We start from the raw sequence: 18,969 nt of genomic DNA, 5'->3' as shown, positions 1-18,969 counted from the left end.
GACCAGGCTGGTAGGCTGCTTCAGCCGATGCGCACCGGTACGAAAATTTTGCTGCCTTCGCGCTCGATCAACAGCGCCACCGATTTGTTGGAGCTGGAAACGATCTCACGCACCTGCTCAACGTTTTTTACCGCAGTGCCATTGACTGCCAGCACCACGTCACTAGGCCGCACACCCGCAAGTTCTGCGGCGCCACTGACCCCCTCAACCACCAGCCCGGTGGCTAGGCCAGAGTCACGTCTTTCCGATGGCTCCAACGCCCGCAGCGCCAGCCCAAGCTTGCCTTTGCCGGCAGATTCGTCGGCTTTGGCTACCTTGCCCGCCTTGTCGCTGGCGTCCCCAAGCTGGGCGCTGAGCTCTTCACGCTTTCCCTGCCGCCAGATTTCGATCGCGACCTTTTGCCCCGGTGCAGACTGGCCGATCAAGGCCGACAGATCATTCGAGGCGATGATGGGTTGACCATTGATTTTGCGGATAACGTCGCCAGCCTGTAACCCCGCACGATCGGCTGGACTACCCTTGTCGACATTGGCCACCAGTGCACCTTCCGGTTTGTCCAGCTTGAACGAATCGGCAAAACCCTGGTTCACATCCTGGATGGCCACGCCCAGGCGCGCATGGCTGGCTTTGCCAGTGGCCACGATCTGGTCTTTGATCTTGATCGCCAAATCAATCGGAATGGCGAATGACAGACCTTGGTAGCCGCCGGTATGGCTGAAAATCTGCGAATTGATACCGATAACCTCGCCGCGTGAGTTAAACAGTGGACCACCGGAATTGCCGGGATTGACGGCGACATCGGTTTGGATGAATGGCACAAAGCCATCATCGGGCAAAGCACGGCCTTTGGCGCTGACCACGCCTGCACTCACGCTGTTCTCAAAACCGAACGGCGAGCCGATAGCCAGCACCCACTCGCCCACCCGCAGGTTGTGCGAGTCGCCTAAAGGCACGACGGGCAGGTTACTCGCTTCGATCTTGAGCACTGCAACATCAGTCTTGGGGTCGGATCCTAGAACCTTGGCCTGAAACTCGCGCCGGTCGGTGAGTTTGACGGTAACGTCTTTGGCATCGCGCACCACGTGAGCGTTGGTCAAAATCAGCCCGTTTCCACTGACGATAAAACCTGAACCCTGTCCCCGCACCGGCTGGTCGCGCTGACCTGGCATGGCGCCATTGGGTCCCTGGAAGCGCCGGAAGAATTCGTAGAACGGATCGTTCGGATCCATGCCAGGCACGCCACGACGCTGCGCAGCCGGCTCTTGCTGTGAATCATCGGTTGCCGCCTTGGTGCCGCTGACACTGATATTGACAACGGCTGCGCCATAGCGCTCAGCAATCTGTGAAAAGTCGGGAGCCCCGATAGCACTGTTCGATGCCACAGCGGGCGTAGTCACGGTGACAGCGGTTGGCGCTGCACTCACATGGGAAATTGTTAAGAAAGTGGCCCCTGCGCCACCGAGTGCGCCAGCGGCGACTAGCGCCAGAACAAGTCGGGACGGTGCCATTGAACGCATGGTCATAAAAGCTCCTGGGGGTAAAGAATGAACACGACTCGAATATCGTGCCCAAAACTTAGACAGGGCTTAAACCACTAATCGCTTTCAACCAATAGCCGGAAATTTGACTTCCACACGCAGTCCGCCCATGCGCGGGGAGCGGTCGAGTTGTAGTGATGCGTGGTGCAAATCCGCGATGGACTTGACGATAGCCAACCCAAGGCCGCTACCGGTAGTCCGTGTTCCGGCAACACGATAGAACCGATCCAGAACCCGCTCAAGATCAGCGTCTGCGATGCCTGGGCCGCTGTCCTCCACAACCAGGCGCAGCAGATTGGCCTCACGCTGAATTTCAAGGTCCACCCTGCCACCCGGCGGCGTGTATTTGACGGCGTTGTCGAGTAGATTGCGCATCAGGATGCGCAATGCATCGGGGTGACCTGCAATGCGATCTTCAACAGTGCGCCCAAGACCGAGGTCTATTTGGTGCGCCTGCGCGGCGGGAGTGGCATCGGCAATGGCCAGGCGGGCCATCTCTGCCAGTGACACCGGTTGCGGCTTGGTTTCAAGCGTGTTGGCCTGATGCCGAGCCAGTACGAGCAGTTGTTCTACCAATCGGGTGGCACGATCAATGCCCGTGACCAGGCGGGTAACCGCCACTTCTCGCGTGGCGTCGTCCGTCGCGCGCTGCAGCCCTTGTACCTGGAGCTTCAATGCGGCCAAGGGCGAGCGCAGTTCATGGGCGGCGTCCGCCACGAAATTGGTTTGCGCATCGAAGGCCTGGTGAACGCGCGCAAACAGCAGATTGAGCTCGTGCACCAAAGGGCGAATTTCGTCGGGCAGGCCAAGCTCACTGACATCGCTGAGATCATCGGCCTGTCGCTGTGCCACTTGGCGGCGCACGCGCGATACCGGTCGCAATGAAAGGCCCACGGCCCACCAGACCACCAGCATCAGCAAGGGTGCCATGACGGCGATGGGGAGCATGGAGCGCAGTGCCAACCTGCTAGCCATCTGGCGCCGTGCCGCCATATCCTGGGCGACCTGGATGACCTGTGATCGCGACTGCATCGAAAACACGCGGTAGGTGGTGCCGCGAGCGGCGACGTTCGAAAAACCCAAAATCGCCCGCTGCGGCAATTCGGCGCGCGCGGCCGACTGAAACACGCTCAGACCATCGGCAGTCCAGACCTGGATCACAAAATCAAAATTCTCGTCTGCATTCGCATCACCGTCCACGCTGGTTGCCCCGTTTGTGGGCAAACCAGAGCGCAGTGCAAGCGCCATTTGCTGCATGTGGTAGTCGAATATGTCGTCCGCCTCGGAGCGAGCCGTACGGTAGGAAATCAGCGCCTGTGCGACTGCAGTCAGCATGATGGCCACCAGCAATACCCATAGCAAGCGGTTGCGCAGTGAGTGGGTGGTTTGCAGTCGCATTGTTATACCTTGGGCACGTTGTAGCCTACACCGCGCACATTCTGGATCAGCTCAGTCCCTAATTTTTTGCGCAAACCATGGATGTAGACCTCGACTGCGTTGCTGCTGATTTCATCTTTCCAGCCGTACAGCTTTTCTTCCAACTGCGTGCGGGACAAAACCAAGCCCGGTCGGGCCAACATCGGTTCGAGAACCGCCCATTCGCGTGCCGATAGCAGCACCGGTTGCCCGCCAACGCTTACTTCCCGGGTCGCGGGATTGATGCTCACGCCTTTGTGCTCGTAAATGGGTTCGGCGCGTCCCGAAGCGCGTCGTAGCAAGGCGCGTATGCGAGCCAGGAGTTCGTCCAGGTCGTAGGGTTTGAGAACGTAATCATCGGCACCCGCATCCAGCCCCTGGATGCGCTGCTGCACCGAATCGCGCGCGGTCGCGATCAGAACCGGTGTGCGGATCTTGTGCGAACGCATGGAGTGCAAAACCGCCATGCCATCACGCCGTGGCAGCCCCAAGTCCAGCAAAACCAGATCGTAGGTTTGTGTATGCAGGGCGGTCAGCGCCATCTCGCCGTCTTTGACCCAGTCAACGGCATAGTGCTCGGCACGCAGGGCGTCCATCACCGATTCGCCGATCATCGTATCGTCTTCTACCAGCAGGATGCGCATGATCGAGGCGGCACTTACGGGCGGCGAAATGCCACCGTCTGGCGGGACCAGTATTTGGATGCCAACTGGTCCAACCGCACTTCGCCACCGGTTGAAGGTGCATGGACAAAGCGGCCGTCGCCCACATATATGCCAGCGTGCGAGGCCACCCCCCCCAACGTGAACACCACCAGATCACCGGTTTGAACCGAATCGGAAGGTATGGCCTGGCCCCAGTCCGACAACTGGGCCACCGTGCGCGGCGCATTCACGCCCGCGCTGGCCTTGTACACATAGCGAATCAGCCCGCTGCAATCAAAACCGTTTTCCGGGGTATTGCCGCCACGACGGTAGGGCGTGCCCACCAGGGACACCGCATTGAGCGTGACATCGGCCGCCTGGTACGGCGTCAGACGCGAGGTAAATGACCGTGTGCTAGTCCCGTAGGTGGCGTTTGGATTCGGTGGCGTGGATGAGCACGCTTGCAATAGCACCACCACCATAGCCACTGGCAGCACCGTGACAAGGCGCAGTGCAACATGTGCGGGCGGAGATTGGATCATTCCATGGCCTCCTGTGTAGTGAGGACTGTAACAACCGCTGGCAGGTACACCTGACAAAACTCGGGCGGCATGCGTCGGGCTTGGCCGCGGCTAAGCTCAATACAGACCAGATCCCAACGCCCTCGCAGCACAGTGGCGTGGTCCCGGTCGCGCACCAACTGAAAACGGCGCTCCATGGTCAGCTTGCCGTTGCCCGCAAACAGCCAGGTGCCCAGTGTGAGTGGCTCACCCAGCAATGTCGGCAGCAGGTAATCGTATTCACCCCGGCGGATCGCCATAGCACGGTCCAGACGCCGGTAGTCGTCCAACGTCAGGCCCAGCGCGTGCGAGTGGGCCCAACCCACTTTCTCGCACCATTGCACGTAGACCGCATTGTTGGTGTGGTTCAGGCCGTCGATGTCGCAGGCTTGCGGCATCGCGGAAATGGTGAACGGGTTTGGATAGTCCCAGGCCATGGCGGTCTTTGAGCAGATATGGGCGGCATCTTACGCCGCGCCGATGGCTGGCCTTGTCGCCCAAAGTGGATGGCCCCAATTTGGGATACTCGACGCTATCCATTGGCAACCCGCATACCACCATGAATTCCAGTTCCACCCATCCATCACCCAGCGCAGTGGTCGAGCCCCGCTTGACCTCGCTATCCCACGGCGGCGGCTGCGGCTGCAAGATTGCACCGGGTGTGCTTTCGCAAATCCTTAAAACCACTACAGCCATGCCGCTGCCGCTGGAGTTGCTGGTGGGTATTGAAACGGCAGACGACGCGGCGGTGTACCAGCTCAATGCCGATCAGGCACTGATTGCCACCACCGACTTTTTCATGCCCATCGTGGACGATCCTTTTGACTTTGGCCGCATTGCCGCCACCAACGCCATCTCGGACGTCTATGCCATGGGCGGCACCCCCATCATGGCGTTGGCGCTGGTGGGTATGCCGATCAATGTGTTGTCTTTGGAAACCATTGGCCAGATCCTGGCCGGCGGTGCGTCGGTGTGCAAGGCGGCAGGCATTCCCATTGCCGGCGGCCACACCATCGATTCGGTGGAACCCATTTACGGTCTGGTGGCCATGGGGCTGGTACACCCCAAGCGCGTCAAGCGCAATGCCGATGCCCGCGTGGGCGACCGCCTGATCCTGGGCAAGCCGTTGGGTGTGGGCATTCTGTCGGCTGCGCTGAAGAAAGAGCAACTCGACGCCGCCGGTTATGCGCGCATGATTGCAGTCACCACGCAGCTCAACACACCAGGGCCCGAGCTGGCCGCGCTCGACGGAGTACACGCCCTGACCGATGTCACTGGCTTTGGGCTAGCCGGGCACGCGCTGGAGATTGCGCGTGGTGCGCAGTGTGTGGTGCAGTTGGATTGGTCAAGCGTGCCACTGATTGAAGGCGTGCACGCGCTGGCCAGTGCCGGTATGGTGACGGGTGCCTCGGGGCGCAATTGGGCGGCCTTCGGGCATGAGATTGCGGTGCCCGCCGGTTTCAATACGGTTGACCAGGCCTTGCTGAGCGATCCGCAGACCAGTGGCGGATTGCTGGCGAGTTGTGTGCCGCAAGCCGTGCCGGCGGTGCTGGAAATCTTCCGACGCCACGGCTTTGATGGGGCAGCAGAGGTTGGGCAAATTTTGCCTTCGGGTAGCGCACCGTACGGAGCGGCGCTGCAGATTGTCTGATGGCGGGGGAGTTTGTTAACCCTGCTGTTGCGTGGACCGCGCCATAAAGCGTCGATCCATCCAATCCTTGAGCCGCCAAACCCACCAACCCTGGGCGCTGAAATGGCCCCATGACGCCACCGCGTAACGGTCACCGCAGGACAGAATATTCAGGGATTTGATTGGCGGCTGGTGCGGTTGGAGGGGCGAGCCGGCCATGGCGGCGGCCAGGTTCTGTACCAAGGGGTGTCTGCTGCAGGTACCCACGTTATCCATTGCAAATACGCGGCTGTGGCTGGTAGAACGCAGGTATCGGTCCACCGCAATGAAACCGTGATCATCCAGTGCCAGCCCACTGGCTGCCAACCACGCTGGAGGTTGGGCGCCGCCGGTGGCCAGAATGGGCACGTCGCAGGCCAGATCGGCGCCGCAGCCTAACTGAACAGCATTTGCTGTCAGGCCCACCGCCAGATCCTGTATCACGGTGACACGGCGCATTTTCAGCACGTTATGCAAGCGCTGCCGCATGTTGGTGGGGTAATTGGCACCCGGCACCGTGGAGCTGCTGACCAACGTGACGGCCGCGTTAGGCAGCCGATGGCGCACCGCTAGGGCCAGTTCGATGCCCGTACTGCCACCGCCAATCACCGCAACGCGCAACGCACGACTGCTACCCATTTCAACCACGCGTGGCCACAGCGCGGCAAAGGCCTCAATGGGGCGTGCAAACAGGGCATGCTCGCGCACGCCGGGGATGGCTTTTTCCAGCTGATCGCGGTCCTGGATTGGGTCGGTGTTGATTGACAGCCAGTCAAAGTGCAGCGTACTGCCATCGTCGAGCTGCAGGGTTTGCTGTTGCACATCCAACCCGACGGCACTGTGCTGCACCCAACGAATGCCGCTGCGCTGCACCAGCGGTTCCAAGGGTATAGCGCAATCATCCAGCGCATAGTGGCCAGCCATGAAGCCCGGCACCATGCCCGCATTGAGCTGTCGCGGGTGGGGCGCGACCAGTGTCACTACTGTGCCTGCCAGGGGCTTGGTGGCCAGTTGGGCCAAGGCCTGCACATGGACAAGACCTACGCCCAGCAGCACGACGTGCTGGGTGCCGCTGATGGTTGGTGCTGCGGGACTGGATAAAACCGTCATATCGACTATTGTTCCATGAGCGGGGGTTGGCAAACGTGTTGAATGGTCCCAGTGCCTTTAGCCGCTTCGTCTGCTTGATGTGCCCGTTGGCCAGTTCTTGCCGGGTAGTCAACGCAGGAGTCGTGATAATTTTTTATGAATTTGGACGCTAGCCCTTGTGGAATATACGTAAGTCACTATCAAAATAATAGTAAAACAAAATACCTTATACGGGCAGCGTCGCTCCTGCGTACCCCAACCCCGCAGCCACACCGCCAAAGCGGTTGCCTTCCACCAGCGTGGCCTCGGGCATGGCGGTGCGCAGGGCCTCTGCCAAGGGACGCAGGGCTGAAGAACCGCCGGTGAGGTAGATGGTGTCCACGCTGGCAAGGCCCGAGCGTTGCACGCACTGTTGGGCGCACTGCACGATTTGGTTGATGGCCTGTTGCAAGGTGTCGGTCATGGTGCTCGCCGTAACGGTGGCGCCCAGATGTTCGGATCCACCGTGGCCCAGAAAGTCGAGGTCTACCAGGGCATCGTCTCCGGTGACGGAGCAGGCAATTTTGGCCGCCTCAACCCCGCTGAGCATGCGGTGACCGTGCTGGCCTTCCAGCACGTCCATCAGGCGCGCATGCAAGGTTTGGTCCACGTAGTCGGTCCACAGTTCTTTGGCAAAGTGCAACGCCTTGCGGGTATAGGCCTGGTGGATCAGGTGCCAGGTAGAGAGGTCAAAGAACACGCTGTTGGGCACCGGGCGCCTGCCTGTGCCGATGTGGCGGTAGCCCAGCAGGGGCATAACGGTGGCCAGATCGAGCAGGCGGTCACAGTCGGTGCCGCCAATGTGCACGCCCGTGGTGGCCAGAATGTCGGCGCTGCGGTCGGCTATTGCGCTGCGTGCGGGATTGAGCCGGATGACGGTGAAGTCCGACGTACCGCCGCCAATGTCCACCACCAGGGCCGTGGTCTCGTGTTGCACGCGCTGCTCGTAGTCCAGCGCAGCGGCAATGGGTTCCAGCTGGAAGGCGATTTCGGTAAAGCCGGCTTCCCGTGCCGCGCGGCCCAGGGTCTCTTGTGCCAGGGCATCGCGCTCGGTCTCGTCATCCACAAAATGCACCGGGCGGCCCAGCATGGCGCGGTTTAGCGGCTGGCCAACCTGGGCCTCGCAGCGGCGTTTGAGTTCCTTGAAGAACAGCACCACGATGTCGAAGAAGCGCAGGCTCTGGCCGTTGACCGTCGTGTATTCGTCCATCAGGCGGCTGCCCAGCAGGCTCTTGAGCGAGCGCAGCAAGCGGCCTTCGGTGCCGGCCAGATAGGCCTGCAAGGCTTCACTGCCGTAGAGCACGGTGTGTGTCTCGCTGGCAAAAAAGACGGCGGTGGGCATTTCGGCGCGGGCACCGTCGAGAGGGATGGTGTGCATTTGCCCGTCTACGCCAATCAAGGCCGCGGCCGAGTTGGATGTACCGAAGTCAATGCCCAGGATCAAACCCCGGGTTGCCTTCCGCTCAGGCGGCATGGGCGGGCTTTCCCAACACCTGTTTCAAAAAGGCCGCAATGTCGGCAATCTCATGCGGGTGCACGGCGTGCTGCATGGGGTAGGTGTGCCATTGCACCGGGTGGCCCAGCGCGACCAGGGCATCGCGCGAATCTTCGCCGCGCGTCACTGCCACCACCGGGTCCATGGTGCCATGTGCCATGAAGATGGGCGTGTGGGCGTTGGCCCGCTGGCGCTCGGTGCGGGTTCGGTCTGCCAGCGGCAGGTAGCCCGACAGGGCCATGATGCCTGCCAGCGTGTGCGGCAGCCGCAGGGCGGTGTGCAGGGCCATGGCACAGCCCTGGCTAAAGCCGGCCAGCACGATGCGGTCATAGGCAATACCACGGGCGACTTCGTTCTCGATCAGCGCCACGATGGCGCGCTCGGATCTCTGGATGCCGGCCGCGTCTTGGCGGTCCACTAGGTTGAGGCCAAGGATGTCGTACCAGGCCGGCATCACATAGCCGCCGTTGATGGTGACCGGAATGCTGGGCGCGTGCGGAAAAACAAAGCGGATGGGCGGGCAACCCTTCAGGTCCAGTTCGGGCACCAGGCCAGCAAAGTCGTTGCCGTCAGCGCCCAGGCCGTGCAACCAAATGACGGCGGCCGTGGCCGGTGTGCCGGGTTGGGATTCGAGTTCGACGCGGGGCAGCAGGGTGATCATGGCAGGGCAGTTTGCAAAGAAAAAGGGCTCATTGTCCATGAAGCGCCATTTGCGTGGTCAGCGAGGCCCGTCCTCAGGGCCTGGGTAGCCAGCCCAGGCCGTGGGCATGCAGGCTTTGGATGTAGAGCCGGTCTTTGGTTTCGGTTACCGCCGTGGTCTCGGGGTAGTTGCCGGTGGGGTCCTGCAAATCGGCGACCACCTTGCCATCTTCCGTGAAGGCCATCACATGGCCGTAGGACTTGGGAATGGGCCACAGCGCGCGGGGCAGGCGCAGGCTCAAACGCCGAAGCCAGGGTTTGTCGGCCATGGCGTCGGCCTTGGGGTTGCGCGGCTTGGCAAAGCCCAGCCAGATCTTGCCGTCTAGCCCGCGCATCAGGTTATCGGGGTAACCCGGCAGGTTGTCGAACAGCACGGTGGCCTGGGGGCTGTTTTGCGCCACGTTGAGCCCGTTGGCTGCCACGGCAATCTTCCAGACGCGGAACTTGCCGGTTTCGTTGACGAACAAGAACTGCTCGTCTGCACTCAGCGCAACACCGTTGGCAAAGCTGATGCCCTGCGCCACCAGGCGGGTGGCTTGGGTGGCGGGGTCATATTCCAGAATACGACCGGTGGAGGCCCCTTCGATGATGTCGAGCACGCTGGCCTCGAAGGTGCCGCCCCAGTCCTTGGGCGCAAAGCGCATGGAGGCATCGCTGAAGTACATCTTGCCGTTCTTGGCCACCACCACAGCGTCGGCATAGCGGATGGGGTCACCACCAATGGTGTCGGTCAGCACCGTGGTGGTCTTGCCGTCTGGCGCAATGGACAGCAGGCCCTTGACGGCATCGGCTGCAATCAGATTGCCCTTGGCGTCAAAGTCAAAGCCCAGCACCCGCCCGCCAGTGTTGGCGAATACTTGCTGGGCCGAACCATCGGCGTTCATGCGCAGGATGTTGCCACTGGCCACTGTGGTGTACAGCTTGCCATCCGGACCAAAGGCAATGTGCTCGGGACCCACTTCGCCGTGCAGGTCGATCAACTGGAGCTTGGCCAGTTTGGTGTTGGTGGCATGCACGCCCACGTAGCCCGGCGCTGCGGCCAGAGTGAAGGCCACCGGCACGATGGGCACTGGCCAGAGCAAGAGGTAAGCGGCAGCGAGCAGAACCAGGGCAGCCAGCGTGCCCAGCAGTTTCTTCATGGCGGTGTCTCCTTGTTATGCGCCAAGGATAGCCGCAGAGTAGCGCTCTAGCCCAGCAGGGCTTGGGCAAACTCGCGGGCGTTGAAGGTTTCCAGTTCTTCCAGCTTTTCGCCCACACCGATAAAGTACACGGGAATGGGCCGCTCGCGCGCAATCGCCGCAATCACGCCGCCCTTGGCCGTGCCGTCGAGCTTGGTGATGACCAGGCCGGTAAGCGACAGCGTATCGTCAAAGGCGCGGACTTGCGCCAGGGCGTTTTGGCCGGTGTTGCCGTCGATGACCAACAAAATTTCATGCGGTGCTGTGGCGTCGGCTTTCTGGATCACGCGCTTGATTTTTTTGAGCTCTTCCATCAGGTGCAACTGCGACGGCAGTCGCCCGGCTGTGTCTACCAGCACCACGTCCTTGCCCCTGGCCTTCCCGGCGCTGACTGCGTCAAAGCTCACGGCGGCGGGGTCGCCGCCTTCCTGGCTGATGATTTCCACCAAATTGCGGTCCGCCCAGACACTGAGCTGTTCGCGCGCCGCAGCGCGGAAGGTGTCGGCTGCGGCCAGCAAGACGCTGGCGCCGTGGTCGGCCAGGTGTTTGGTCAGCTTGCCAATGGATGTAGTTTTGCCTGCGCCGTTGACGCCCGTCACCATGATGACCGTGGGTTTGTGTTCGCCGATCATCAACGGTTTTTGGAGCGGTTGCAGAAGGTCGGTGAGTAGGGCCACCAAAATATTCTTCAGCGCTACCGGGTGGGTCACGCCGCTGTCCTTGACCTTGCGGCGCAGTTCGGTCAGCAGGTATTGGGTGGCGGGCACGCCCGCGTCAGACATCAGCAGGGCGTCTTCCAGGTTCTCGTACAAGGTCTCGTCAATGACCGATCCGCCAAAAACGGCTGAGATGCTGCCAGCGGTTTTGCCCAGGCTTGCCTTGAGCTTGTCCACCCACTTTTGTCGTTCGGGCGGCGTGGCACTGGGTACCGGGATGTCGATGGGGGTGACCAGCGCGCTGCCAATCATCGATCCGCCAGACAGTGTAGGCAAAGTTGCCACAACGGTACTGGTGCTTGGCGCAGCGGGTGGCGGTGGGGGAGGGGTTTTCTTTTTGAAAAAGCTGAACATACGGGGGTTCTTGGAATACCTGCATTCTATGAAACACCTGCCGCTGATTGCCTTACGACGGTGGGAGCATTCCCAATCAGGGTAATCCCTATATCAATCCGGAGGATCCCGCACGGGCGGTGCCGCACAATGGGTGCAGCAACCTTCTGCGCACCACTAATGAATTACGTTCTGGTTATCAACGCCGCCATCAGCCTCATCATGGGCAGCGCGTTGGTACTGGTTTGGCGGCGCGACCCCACGCAGGCCTTTACCCGCTACATCGGCTGGGCCAACCTGGTCCAATTGCTGGTGCCTTTGACCTTTCTGGTCAAGGTTCGGGGGGACCCTTTTGTTGACACGATCGGTAACCTTGCGCTCATGGTGATTGCGGCTGGCTATTCCACCTTGCTGTTGATTGGTACTGCGCACTTGGCGAACCGACCACTGGGTCACAAGTTGGCCTGGCCTATTTTGTTGACGCTGGCGTTGGTCAACACCGCTGCAGTGGGTCTGGCGGGTCTGCGTCTTGGGCAAGCCAGCATGGCCACTATCAACACCATGTTGGGCGTGGTCTGCACGTATTGGCTTTGGAATGCTGGCTCTACACGCTACAGCTCTGAAAAATTGGTGGGACCGTTGCTGGTGTTGTTGGGTTTGATCCAGTTCATCTACGTCGTCTACCAGGATGCAGGTACTGCCTTGCTGGCCACGTTAGGGGCACTATTGCGCGTGATGCTGGGGTTGGTTTTGCTGTACGCCGCGCTGGACCGAGGAGCACTGGCCACACGCAGGCTGCAGAACCGTTTTGAGCGCCTGACGGAGCGTTCCCCCCAAGGCATCTTGATCTGCCAGGGCAGTGACAGCATTGTGTATGCCAACCCGGCCTGCTTGGCTATCTACGGCGTGAAGAGTCTGGCCGAATTGCAGGTTGCCACCGTTGCACAGACCATTCCTGAGGCTGAGCGCAAGGCTGTTGGGCGCTTGCTTGACCAGATACAACGTGGCCAGAAAGATGATACCGGCTATGAAGCCCAGCGCCACCGGGTAGACGGAACACCCATGTGGTTGCGGTTGCATTACTTTCGCACGGAGTGGGATGGTTCGCCGGCGGTGCAGGTACTGATATCCGATGAGACCGAACGTTACTATGCTAGCCAGGCGTTGATCTACCAGGCCCTGCATGACGAACTGACTGGCCTGCCTAACCGCACGGCGCTAATCAAATCCTTGCGTAATCGTTGCAACCCCGCGCAACCCATGCAGTCAGCGCAGCACTTTGTGCTGGTGTTGATGAATCTGGACCGCTTCAAGCTTTTTAACGAGGCCCATGGCCACTCCATGGGAGACGATGTGCTGCGTGCCATGGGTCAAGCCCTGCGCGCAAGCATGGACCCGGCCTGCGAGGTGATGCGACTTTCCGGTGACGAATTTGCGCTGGTTTGCAGCTCTGAAGACGACCGTGATACGGCGGTCGACCTGGTCACGCGGGTGCGACAGTTGTTGGGCCGGCCACTCAAGGTTGCCCATCAGGAACTCTTTTTGGACGCCTCGCTGGGCATTGCCCTGTACCCGGGCAGCGCGCACGATGCCGAGTCCCTTCTGCGCGCGGCAAACGCCGCCATGCACGTGGCCAAGCGTACGCCGGGTACGTCCTACCGCTTGGCCGAAAAAGCCTTCGAACGAGGTTCCAGCAACACGCTGGAACAGGAACAGGCACTGCGTGCCGGCATCGAGCGTGGCGAGTTCCAGCTGGTTTACCAACCCAAGGTCAACGCACACAGCGGTCGACTCACCAGTTTCGAGGCGCTGGCGCGCTGGAACCGCCCCGGTGTGGGGGTAGTCAGTCCGGTTGAGTTCATCGCGGTGGCGGAGCGTACTGGTCTGATTGGGGCCCTGGGCACACACTTGCTTAAACAAGCCTGCGAGCAGATTGCCCATTGGCAATCGCGATTTGAGTCCTGTGTTCCGGTGGCTGTCAACGTGTCGCCACTGCAGTTGCTCGATCCCCGTTTTCCCGAATTGGTAGCGCAGATTCTGCGCGCCAGTGGTGTGGATTCGCAGTGGTTGACGCTGGAAATCACTGAAAGTTCAGCCGTGCAGAACCTGGAGCAAACTACGGTGCAGATTGAGCAGTTGCGCTCCATGGGGGTGCACGTGGCCATGGACGACTTTGGCACTGGCTTCTCATCGCTCAATATGTTGCGCAGCCTGCGGCTGCACACGGTCAAGATCGACCGCGGCCTGATCGACCCTCTGCCCAATCCGCAGGCTATTGCCGTGGTGCGGGCTATTTGCCAATTGGCCGATGCGCTGGATTTGCATGTGGTGGCTGAGGGCGTGGAGACAACAGCTCAGACTATTGCCGCTCGCGATGCGGGCTGCGCGGAGCTGCAGGGTTTTCTGTATGCACAACCCCTTTCGGTGCAGGACGCTGAAGGCTGGCTGGAGCGCTTTGCCGAGCGTTGGTCCGAGACCCTGGAAATGCCCTTGCAGTCCGGTAAGCTTGGGGAATGACAAAACCCCGCAATTCTTCTTCCAAGTCCACCGGTCGCAGGGCCGCCGGCGTCGGCAAACCCCCACGTACACCGGTACACAAGCGTCAACCGGGCGAGATCCGCCTCATTGGTGGCCAGTGGAAGCGCATCAAGCTCAAAGTAGCGGATAAGCCTGGTCTGCGCCCCACGCCAGACCGCGTGCGTGAGACGCTGTTCAACTGGTTGGGCCAGGACATGACCGGACTGCGCTGTGTCGATGCGTTTGCCGGCACGGGGGCCCTGGGTTTCGAGGCGGCATCCCGCGGCGCTGCTGAAGTGCTGCTGGTGGAACAGGACGGAACATTGGTCACGCAGTTGCAGCGCGTGTTGGCGCAGTTGCAAGCGTTGGAGTTACCCGATCCGCAACCGCAGAAGCTCCTGATCCTGCGTGGTGAGGGCGTCGCCGCGTTGCGCCAGCTGGCGCCGACCAGCTACCACGTGATCTTTCTGGACCCGCCGTTCGATGGCAATCTGTACGAAGCCGCGCTTGCCGCAGCGGCACGGGCATTGGTGGTCAACGGCTCGATCTACCTGGAATCACCCAAGGCCTGGAACGATGAGGCGCTGCAGCCCCTGGGGCTGATGGTGCACCGCCACCTCAAAGCGGGTGCCGTGCATGCCCACATCTTGCACAGGGCCACCGATTTCGAGGCGAGTGGCGGGGCATAATTGACCCAACGCAGGGCTTGTTGGCCCCGGAGCCCTTGATGTCCCAGTCCGTGATCGCCGTCTACCCCGGCACCTTCGACCCCATGACCCTGGGCCACCAGGACCTGATTCGCCGTGCTGCGGGCCTGTTTGGGACGGTCATCGTCGCCGTCGCCGTTGCCCACCACAAAAAGACGCTGTTCAGCCTGGAAGAACGCCTGGATTCGGTGCGAGAGGTGATGCGGGCCTACCCCAATGTGCGGGTGGAGCCTTTTTCTGGTTTGGTGGTGGAATTTGCCACCCGGCACGGTGCGCGTGCCATGTTGCGCGGTGTACGTTCGGTCACCGACTTCGATTTTGAGAGCCAGCTCGCCGGTATGAACCGTGCCATGGTGCCGGACGTCGAGTCCGTTTTTTTGACACCGGACGCGCGTTACCAACACATCTCAAGCACCTTGGTGCGCGAGATTGCCACGCTCAAAGGAGACGTGGCCCAGTTTGTGTCGCCTGCCGTGCATGCGCGCCTGTTACAAAAATTTAAAACTTAACCGCGAGAACACCTTATGAAAATCCTGCTGCCGGTGGATGGTTCCGAGTTGTCCCTGGAGGCCGTGCGCTTTGCCATTCGCATGGTACTGGCGGGCCTGCGCGCCGATGCGGTGCTGGCCAACGTACAGGAGCCAGCCAATTTGTATGAGTTGCTGATGGCGCACGACCCCGAAGTTATCAGCCGCGTCAGCGCCGAAGCCGGGATGCACGCCCTGCAGAGTGCGCGTGAGCTGCTGGATGCTGCCGGCATCACGTATGAGTGCGAAGTCGCCATGGGTGATCCAGCCCACACCATTGTGGATATTTCCGAACGTTTTGCCTGCGATCTCATCGTCATGGGCGCGCGTGGCCAAAGCGCGTTGCGCAGTGCCATGCTGGGTTCGGTGTCCAATGAAGTGCTGCACGCCAGCGCAGTTCCCGTCATGATCGCCAAGCCCGATGAAGTGTGAGTTGCCAGCATGGCATTGATCATCACCGACGAGTGCATTAACTGCGACGTCTGCGAACCCGAATGCCCCAATGAGGCAATCTCGATGGGGCCGGAGATTTATGTCATCGACCCGTACAAGTGCACGGAATGCGTAGGCCATTTTGGTGAACCACAGTGCATGCAGGTCTGCCCGGTATCCTGCATTCCGGTTGACCCCCAGTTCGTTGAAGACCACGAAACGCTCTTGGCCAAATACCACCAACTGCGGGAACTGGTGGTGGACAAAGTCTGATGGCGTATGCGGTGCGTGAGGTCGGTTTTTCGGTCAGCGGATCAGGGCCTCAAAACCCAGGACTGCCAGCCCATCAAATACCAGGCGCAGCCATCAAACGTATTGGACTCGTAACAACTATTTGGGCTTGCTGGCTGCATGCCTGGGCTTTTTCGGTACTGCGCCACGGGCGGAGAAGGACTCTGGTTCCGACTTTTTTCGGCTCTTTTTTAACCGCCCGTGAGCCTTGGGTAATTTGGCTTCAACTTCGACAACCGGTTGGCTTGCCGCTGGGGCCGGTTTTTTCTTGCGGGCAGCGGCGGCCGCTTTGGCCTGCTGACGCTCCCATTGGGCTTCTTCTTTTAGCCGCTTTTTTTCCATTGCATCTGCGGTACTGGTTTCACGGCGGATGTTTGCGTCGGACTGGATTTTTTGCTCTGCTGTGCGGGCGTCCTGCACGTCTACGGGTATACCGTCCGGGCAGGGAGCTTGGCTGTAGCTGTTGCCACATCGATAGACATACTGGGCGCTAGCCCTCGTGAAAGCTCCACATATAGCTATTAAAATAATAGTGAATGACGCGAGAAGTTTCATGGTGCACCTTCGGGTAAGGTTGTTCCCGTGGCAGGGGGCCGTGTGTCGGCAGGGGCGACGGCGGGGCTGGGTGGGGTATCGCGGAGTGCCTGTGGCGCGTGGGGGCGCGGTGGCTTGCTTGTGTGCACCAACAAGGTGGCTTTGTCCATGTCCCCGGCCAGGAACGCTGGCAGGGCTTTGAGCGAGCGGTCGATGCACTGTTCCATGGCAATGCGGTCGTCCTGCGAGGGCTTCTTCAATACCCAGTTGACCACGTCGGCCTTGTTGCCGGGGTGGCCCACGCCCAGGCGCAGGCGCCAGTAGTCGCCGCTGCCGAGTTGGGCGTGGATGTCACGCAGGCCGTTGTGGCCGGCGTGGCTGCCGCCAAATTTGAGTTTGACCTGGCCAGGGGCAATGTCCAATTCATCGTGGGCAACCAGAATTTCGTTGGGTGCGATCTTGAAGAAACGCGCCAGTGCCGCTACGGATTTCCCCGAGAGATTCATGAAGGTCTGGGGTTGCAGTAGCCAGACGGTTTGACCATGAACGGTGGTGCGTGCCACGTAGCCATGGTAGCCCTTGTCCATGGCCAGGTTGACCTTGAGTTCGCGGGCCAAGGCGTCGACCCACCAGAATCCGGCGTTGTGGCGGGTGGCTTCGTATTCCGGGCCGGGATTTCCCAGGCCAACAAACAGTTTGATCATGACAATGCGGGCAGGCAACAGTGTTGCCGATGGTAGGGCAATTTGGACAGCACTGAAATGACAACGGCCCACCGAGGTGGGCCGTCGACAGTGTGCGCCAAAAATCAGCGCAAGAACTGCTTACTTCTTGGCAGCGGGCTTGGCAGCAGGAGCGGCCTTCGCAGCAGGAGCCGCTTTGCCACCCTTGGCGGCTGCGGCGGGCGCTGCAGCTGCGGCTTCTGCCGTGGCTTCAGCAGAGGCTTCGGCGGCAGAGACCACCACCGAGACGATCACGGGGTTTTCTTTACCCTTGACCACGGCCTTCACACCAGCAGGCAACTTGATGTCGCTCAGGTGGAAGGAAGCGCCCTTCTTCAGGTCGCTCAGGTCCACTTCGATGAACTCGGGCAAATCCTTGGGCAGGCAGGAAACGTCGATTTCGTTGAGTACGTGGGTAACCAGGCAATGGTCCACCTTGAAGGCGGACGATTCTTCCTGGCCCTTGAAGTGCAATGGCACCTTCATGTGCAGCTTGGTGCTGGCGTCAACGTGCTGGAAGTCGATGTGCAGAATCAGTTGCTTGTAGGGGTGCATTTGCACGTCACGCAGCAAAACCTTGCTTTCCTTGCCAGCCAGTTCCATGTCCAGAATGGATGCGTGGAACGCTTCCTTCTTGATGGCATGCCACAGGGCATTGTGGTCCAGCTCGATGAGCAATGGCTCACCGGCTCCACCGTAAACGATACCGGGTGTGCGACCCGTGTTGCGGAGACGGCGGCTCGCACCCGTACCCTGCTTGGCGCGCTCAAAAGCGACAAATTTCATAAATTACTCCTGAAGGAACCCACCGCGACCAGTGCGATTCCGGTTTAACAAAGACGCGCAATGCTGCCCTATGCAGCGGCGTCTGCTTGATGTCCCGATCAGAATAGATTTTCCTGATCCGAGAACAACTTCATGACCGACTCACCCTTGGCAATGCGCTGGATCGTCTCGGCAATCAGCGGTGCCACAGTGAGTTGGCGAATTTTTTGGCATTCCTTTGCAGCTTGGCTCAAGGGAATGGTATTGGTCACAACGACTTCGTCCAGGGCATCACCGGTGGTGATGCGTTCGATGGCGGGGCCCGAGAAAATGGGGTGTGTGCAATAGGCGTAAACCTTCTTGGCACCGCGCGCCTTGAGCACTTCGGCTGCTTTGACCAGCGTGCCGGCGGTGTCGATCATGTCATCCATGATGACGCAGTTGCGTCCGTCGATTTCACCAATCACGTGCATTACTTCCGACACATTGGCCTTGGGGCGACGCTTGTCGATGATGGCCAGGTCGCAACCGAGTTGCTTGGCCAGGGCGCGAGCACGCACTACGCCGCCCACGTCGGGCGACACCACAATCAGGTCGTCGTAGTTTTTCTGGCGCAAATCGCCCAGCAAAACGGGGGATGCGTAAATATTGTCTACGGGTATGTCAAAGAAACCCTGGATTTGATCGGCGTGCAAGTCCATGGTAAGAACGCGGCCGACACCGGCAGTCTGCAACATATTGGCCACGAGCTTGGCGGTGATGGGCACGCGGGTGGAACGCGGGCGGCGATCCTGTCGGGCATAGCCGAAGTAGGGGATGACCGCGCTGATACGTTCGGCCGATGCACGCTTCAAGGCATCGACCATGATGAGCAGTTCCATCAGGTTTTCGTTCGTGGGAGCACAGGTGCTTTGCACCACAAAGACGTCGCGGGCACGCACGTTCTGGTTGATTTCTACCGTCACTTCTCCGTCGGAGAAGCGACCCACTGTGGCGTTGCCCAGTGAAATACCCAGGTGATGCGCGATCTCGGACGCCATGCCGGGGTTGGCATTGCCAGTGAAAACCATGAAATCGGGGGGGAGTGAAGCCTGCATG

At 60.4% G+C, this 18,969-nt stretch carries 20 protein-coding genes; 6 read left to right on the top strand and 14 right to left on the bottom strand.

Going from position 1 to position 18,969, the window contains the following annotated elements; all coding sequences use genetic code 11:
- Nucleotides 1-20: 20 nt before the first annotated feature.
- From IPI80_RS00775 to IPI80_RS00755, 5 genes are all read right to left on the bottom strand, one after another.
- Nucleotides 21-1,523, bottom strand: a complete 1,503-nt coding sequence (locus IPI80_RS00775) for a DegQ family serine endoprotease (protein ID WP_413856206.1) — start codon at nt 1,521-1,523, stop codon at nt 21-23.
- Between the two features lie 81 nt (nt 1,524-1,604).
- Nucleotides 1,605-2,936 (bottom strand): ATP-binding protein, encoded by a 1,332-nt coding sequence (locus IPI80_RS00770; protein ID WP_413856204.1) that lies wholly within the window; start codon nt 2,934-2,936, stop codon nt 1,605-1,607.
- A gap of 2 nt (nt 2,937-2,938) precedes the next feature.
- Nucleotides 2,939-3,598 carry a response regulator transcription factor gene (locus tag IPI80_RS00765; protein ID WP_413856202.1) on the bottom strand — a complete coding sequence of 220 codons (660 nt, stop codon included), beginning with the start codon at nt 3,596-3,598 and terminating at the stop codon, nt 2,939-2,941.
- Nucleotides 3,599-3,612: 14 nt separating this feature from the next.
- Nucleotides 3,613-4,140 carry a C40 family peptidase gene (locus tag IPI80_RS00760; protein WP_413856200.1) on the bottom strand — a complete coding sequence of 176 codons (528 nt, stop codon included), beginning with the start codon at nt 4,138-4,140 and terminating at the stop codon, nt 3,613-3,615.
- Nucleotides 4,137-4,595, bottom strand: a complete 459-nt coding sequence (locus IPI80_RS00755; RefSeq protein ID WP_413856198.1) for an acyl-CoA thioesterase — start codon at nt 4,593-4,595, stop codon at nt 4,137-4,139. The genes IPI80_RS00760 and IPI80_RS00755 overlap by 4 nt, the downstream gene beginning before the upstream one ends.
- A gap of 122 nt (nt 4,596-4,717) precedes the next feature.
- On the opposite strand from IPI80_RS00755, the gene selD reads away from it, so the two are divergent.
- Complete coding sequence (selD, locus tag IPI80_RS00750) at nt 4,718-5,809, top strand: selenide, water dikinase SelD (protein ID WP_413856196.1); 1,092 nt, start codon at nt 4,718-4,720, stop codon at nt 5,807-5,809.
- 15 nt (nt 5,810-5,824) lie between these two features.
- Here selD and IPI80_RS00745 read toward each other — a convergent pair whose 3' ends face one another.
- The 5 genes from IPI80_RS00745 to ftsY form a co-directional block, all read right to left on the bottom strand.
- Nucleotides 5,825-6,937, bottom strand: coding sequence for an FAD-dependent oxidoreductase (locus IPI80_RS00745; protein WP_413856194.1), 1,113 nt, complete (start codon nt 6,935-6,937; stop codon nt 5,825-5,827).
- A gap of 205 nt (nt 6,938-7,142) precedes the next feature.
- Complete coding sequence (locus tag IPI80_RS00740) at nt 7,143-8,429, bottom strand: Hsp70 family protein (protein ID WP_413856192.1); 1,287 nt, start codon at nt 8,427-8,429, stop codon at nt 7,143-7,145.
- Nucleotides 8,419-9,111, bottom strand: a complete 693-nt coding sequence (locus IPI80_RS00735) for an alpha/beta hydrolase (RefSeq protein ID WP_413857549.1) — start codon at nt 9,109-9,111, stop codon at nt 8,419-8,421. The genes IPI80_RS00740 and IPI80_RS00735 overlap by 11 nt, the downstream gene beginning before the upstream one ends.
- A gap of 73 nt (nt 9,112-9,184) precedes the next feature.
- A complete protein-coding gene (locus IPI80_RS00730; protein WP_413856190.1) occupies nt 9,185-10,288 on the bottom strand; it encodes an SMP-30/gluconolactonase/LRE family protein in 1,104 nt (367 codons plus the stop codon).
- Between the two features lie 47 nt (nt 10,289-10,335).
- Nucleotides 10,336-11,397 (bottom strand): signal recognition particle-docking protein FtsY, encoded by a 1,062-nt coding sequence (gene ftsY / locus IPI80_RS00725; RefSeq protein WP_413856188.1) that lies wholly within the window; start codon nt 11,395-11,397, stop codon nt 10,336-10,338.
- A gap of 159 nt (nt 11,398-11,556) precedes the next feature.
- On the opposite strand from ftsY, the gene IPI80_RS00720 reads away from it, so the two are divergent.
- The 5 genes from IPI80_RS00720 to IPI80_RS00700 are packed head-to-tail and all read left to right on the top strand — an operon-like array spanning nt 11,557 to nt 15,832.
- On the top strand, nt 11,557-13,893 hold the full coding sequence (locus IPI80_RS00720) for a putative bifunctional diguanylate cyclase/phosphodiesterase (RefSeq protein WP_413856186.1): 2,337 nt from the start codon (nt 11,557-11,559) through the stop codon (nt 13,891-13,893).
- Nucleotides 13,890-14,582, top strand: coding sequence for a 16S rRNA (guanine(966)-N(2))-methyltransferase RsmD (gene rsmD / locus IPI80_RS00715; RefSeq protein ID WP_413856183.1), 693 nt, complete (start codon nt 13,890-13,892; stop codon nt 14,580-14,582). Before IPI80_RS00720 ends, rsmD begins: the two co-directional genes overlap by 4 nt.
- A 38-nt stretch (nt 14,583-14,620) precedes the next feature.
- Nucleotides 14,621-15,109, top strand: a complete 489-nt coding sequence (gene coaD, locus IPI80_RS00710) for a pantetheine-phosphate adenylyltransferase (protein ID WP_413856181.1) — start codon at nt 14,621-14,623, stop codon at nt 15,107-15,109.
- Nucleotides 15,110-15,124: 15 nt separating this feature from the next.
- Nucleotides 15,125-15,559 carry a universal stress protein gene (locus IPI80_RS00705; protein WP_413856179.1) on the top strand — a complete coding sequence of 145 codons (435 nt, stop codon included), beginning with the start codon at nt 15,125-15,127 and terminating at the stop codon, nt 15,557-15,559.
- Nucleotides 15,560-15,568: 9 nt separating this feature from the next.
- Complete coding sequence (locus IPI80_RS00700) at nt 15,569-15,832, top strand: YfhL family 4Fe-4S dicluster ferredoxin (protein ID WP_413856177.1); 264 nt, start codon at nt 15,569-15,571, stop codon at nt 15,830-15,832.
- 117 nt (nt 15,833-15,949) lie between these two features.
- Here the strand turns inward: IPI80_RS00700 and IPI80_RS00695 are convergent, their stop codons facing one another.
- From IPI80_RS00695 to IPI80_RS00680, 4 genes are all read right to left on the bottom strand, one after another.
- Nucleotides 15,950-16,405 (bottom strand): hypothetical protein, encoded by a 456-nt coding sequence (locus IPI80_RS00695; protein ID WP_413856175.1) that lies wholly within the window; start codon nt 16,403-16,405, stop codon nt 15,950-15,952.
- A complete protein-coding gene (gene pth / locus IPI80_RS00690) occupies nt 16,402-17,088 on the bottom strand; it encodes an aminoacyl-tRNA hydrolase (protein WP_413856173.1) in 687 nt (228 codons plus the stop codon). Before pth ends, IPI80_RS00695 begins: the two co-directional genes overlap by 4 nt.
- Before the next feature lie 120 nt (nt 17,089-17,208).
- Complete coding sequence (locus IPI80_RS00685; protein WP_413856171.1) at nt 17,209-17,892, bottom strand: 50S ribosomal protein L25/general stress protein Ctc; 684 nt, start codon at nt 17,890-17,892, stop codon at nt 17,209-17,211.
- A 98-nt stretch (nt 17,893-17,990) separates the two neighbouring features.
- Complete coding sequence (locus IPI80_RS00680; protein WP_413856169.1) at nt 17,991-18,968, bottom strand: ribose-phosphate pyrophosphokinase; 978 nt, start codon at nt 18,966-18,968, stop codon at nt 17,991-17,993.
- Nucleotide 18,969 lies beyond the last annotated feature (1 nt).

Origin of the sequence: Candidatus Aalborgicola defluviihabitans, assembly GCF_016705985.1 — a bacterium.
GTDB classification, from domain to species: domain Bacteria; phylum Pseudomonadota; class Gammaproteobacteria; order Burkholderiales; family Burkholderiaceae_C; genus Allorhodoferax; species Allorhodoferax defluviihabitans.
This window is presented reverse-complemented; position numbering and strand designations above follow the sequence as displayed.

Coding starts and splice junctions, on each gene's coding strand:
- IPI80_RS00685 (WP_413856171.1), bottom strand. CDS start 17,892: ATGAAATTTGTCGCTTTTGAGCGCGCCAAGCAGGGTACGGGTGCGAGC.
- IPI80_RS00765 (WP_413856202.1), bottom strand. CDS start 3,598: ATGCGCATCCTGCTGGTAGAAGACGATACGATGATCGGCGAATCGGTG.
- IPI80_RS00695 (WP_413856175.1), bottom strand. CDS start 16,405: ATGAAACTTCTCGCGTCATTCACTATTATTTTAATAGCTATATGTGGA.
- IPI80_RS00740 (WP_413856192.1), bottom strand. CDS start 8,429: ATGCCGCCTGAGCGGAAGGCAACCCGGGGTTTGATCCTGGGCATTGAC.
- IPI80_RS00730 (WP_413856190.1), bottom strand. CDS start 10,288: ATGAAGAAACTGCTGGGCACGCTGGCTGCCCTGGTTCTGCTCGCTGCC.
- IPI80_RS00680 (WP_413856169.1), bottom strand. CDS start 18,968: ATGCAGGCTTCACTCCCCCCCGATTTCATGGTTTTCACTGGCAATGCC.
- pth (WP_413856173.1), bottom strand. CDS start 17,088: ATGATCAAACTGTTTGTTGGCCTGGGAAATCCCGGCCCGGAATACGAA.
- selD (WP_413856196.1), top strand. CDS start 4,718: ATGAATTCCAGTTCCACCCATCCATCACCCAGCGCAGTGGTCGAGCCC.
- coaD (WP_413856181.1), top strand. CDS start 14,621: ATGTCCCAGTCCGTGATCGCCGTCTACCCCGGCACCTTCGACCCCATG.
- IPI80_RS00705 (WP_413856179.1), top strand. CDS start 15,125: ATGAAAATCCTGCTGCCGGTGGATGGTTCCGAGTTGTCCCTGGAGGCC.
- IPI80_RS00775 (WP_413856206.1), bottom strand. CDS start 1,523: ATGACCATGCGTTCAATGGCACCGTCCCGACTTGTTCTGGCGCTAGTC.
- ftsY (WP_413856188.1), bottom strand. CDS start 11,397: ATGTTCAGCTTTTTCAAAAAGAAAACCCCTCCCCCACCGCCACCCGCT.
- IPI80_RS00720 (WP_413856186.1), top strand. CDS start 11,557: ATGAATTACGTTCTGGTTATCAACGCCGCCATCAGCCTCATCATGGGC.
- IPI80_RS00735 (WP_413857549.1), bottom strand. CDS start 9,111: ATGATCACCCTGCTGCCCCGCGTCGAACTCGAATCCCAACCCGGCACA.
- IPI80_RS00760 (WP_413856200.1), bottom strand. CDS start 4,140: ATGATCCAATCTCCGCCCGCACATGTTGCACTGCGCCTTGTCACGGTG.
- IPI80_RS00745 (WP_413856194.1), bottom strand. CDS start 6,937: ATGACGGTTTTATCCAGTCCCGCAGCACCAACCATCAGCGGCACCCAG.
- rsmD (WP_413856183.1), top strand. CDS start 13,890: ATGACAAAACCCCGCAATTCTTCTTCCAAGTCCACCGGTCGCAGGGCC.
- IPI80_RS00700 (WP_413856177.1), top strand. CDS start 15,569: ATGGCATTGATCATCACCGACGAGTGCATTAACTGCGACGTCTGCGAA.
- IPI80_RS00770 (WP_413856204.1), bottom strand. CDS start 2,936: ATGCGACTGCAAACCACCCACTCACTGCGCAACCGCTTGCTATGGGTA.
- IPI80_RS00755 (WP_413856198.1), bottom strand. CDS start 4,595: ATGGCCTGGGACTATCCAAACCCGTTCACCATTTCCGCGATGCCGCAA.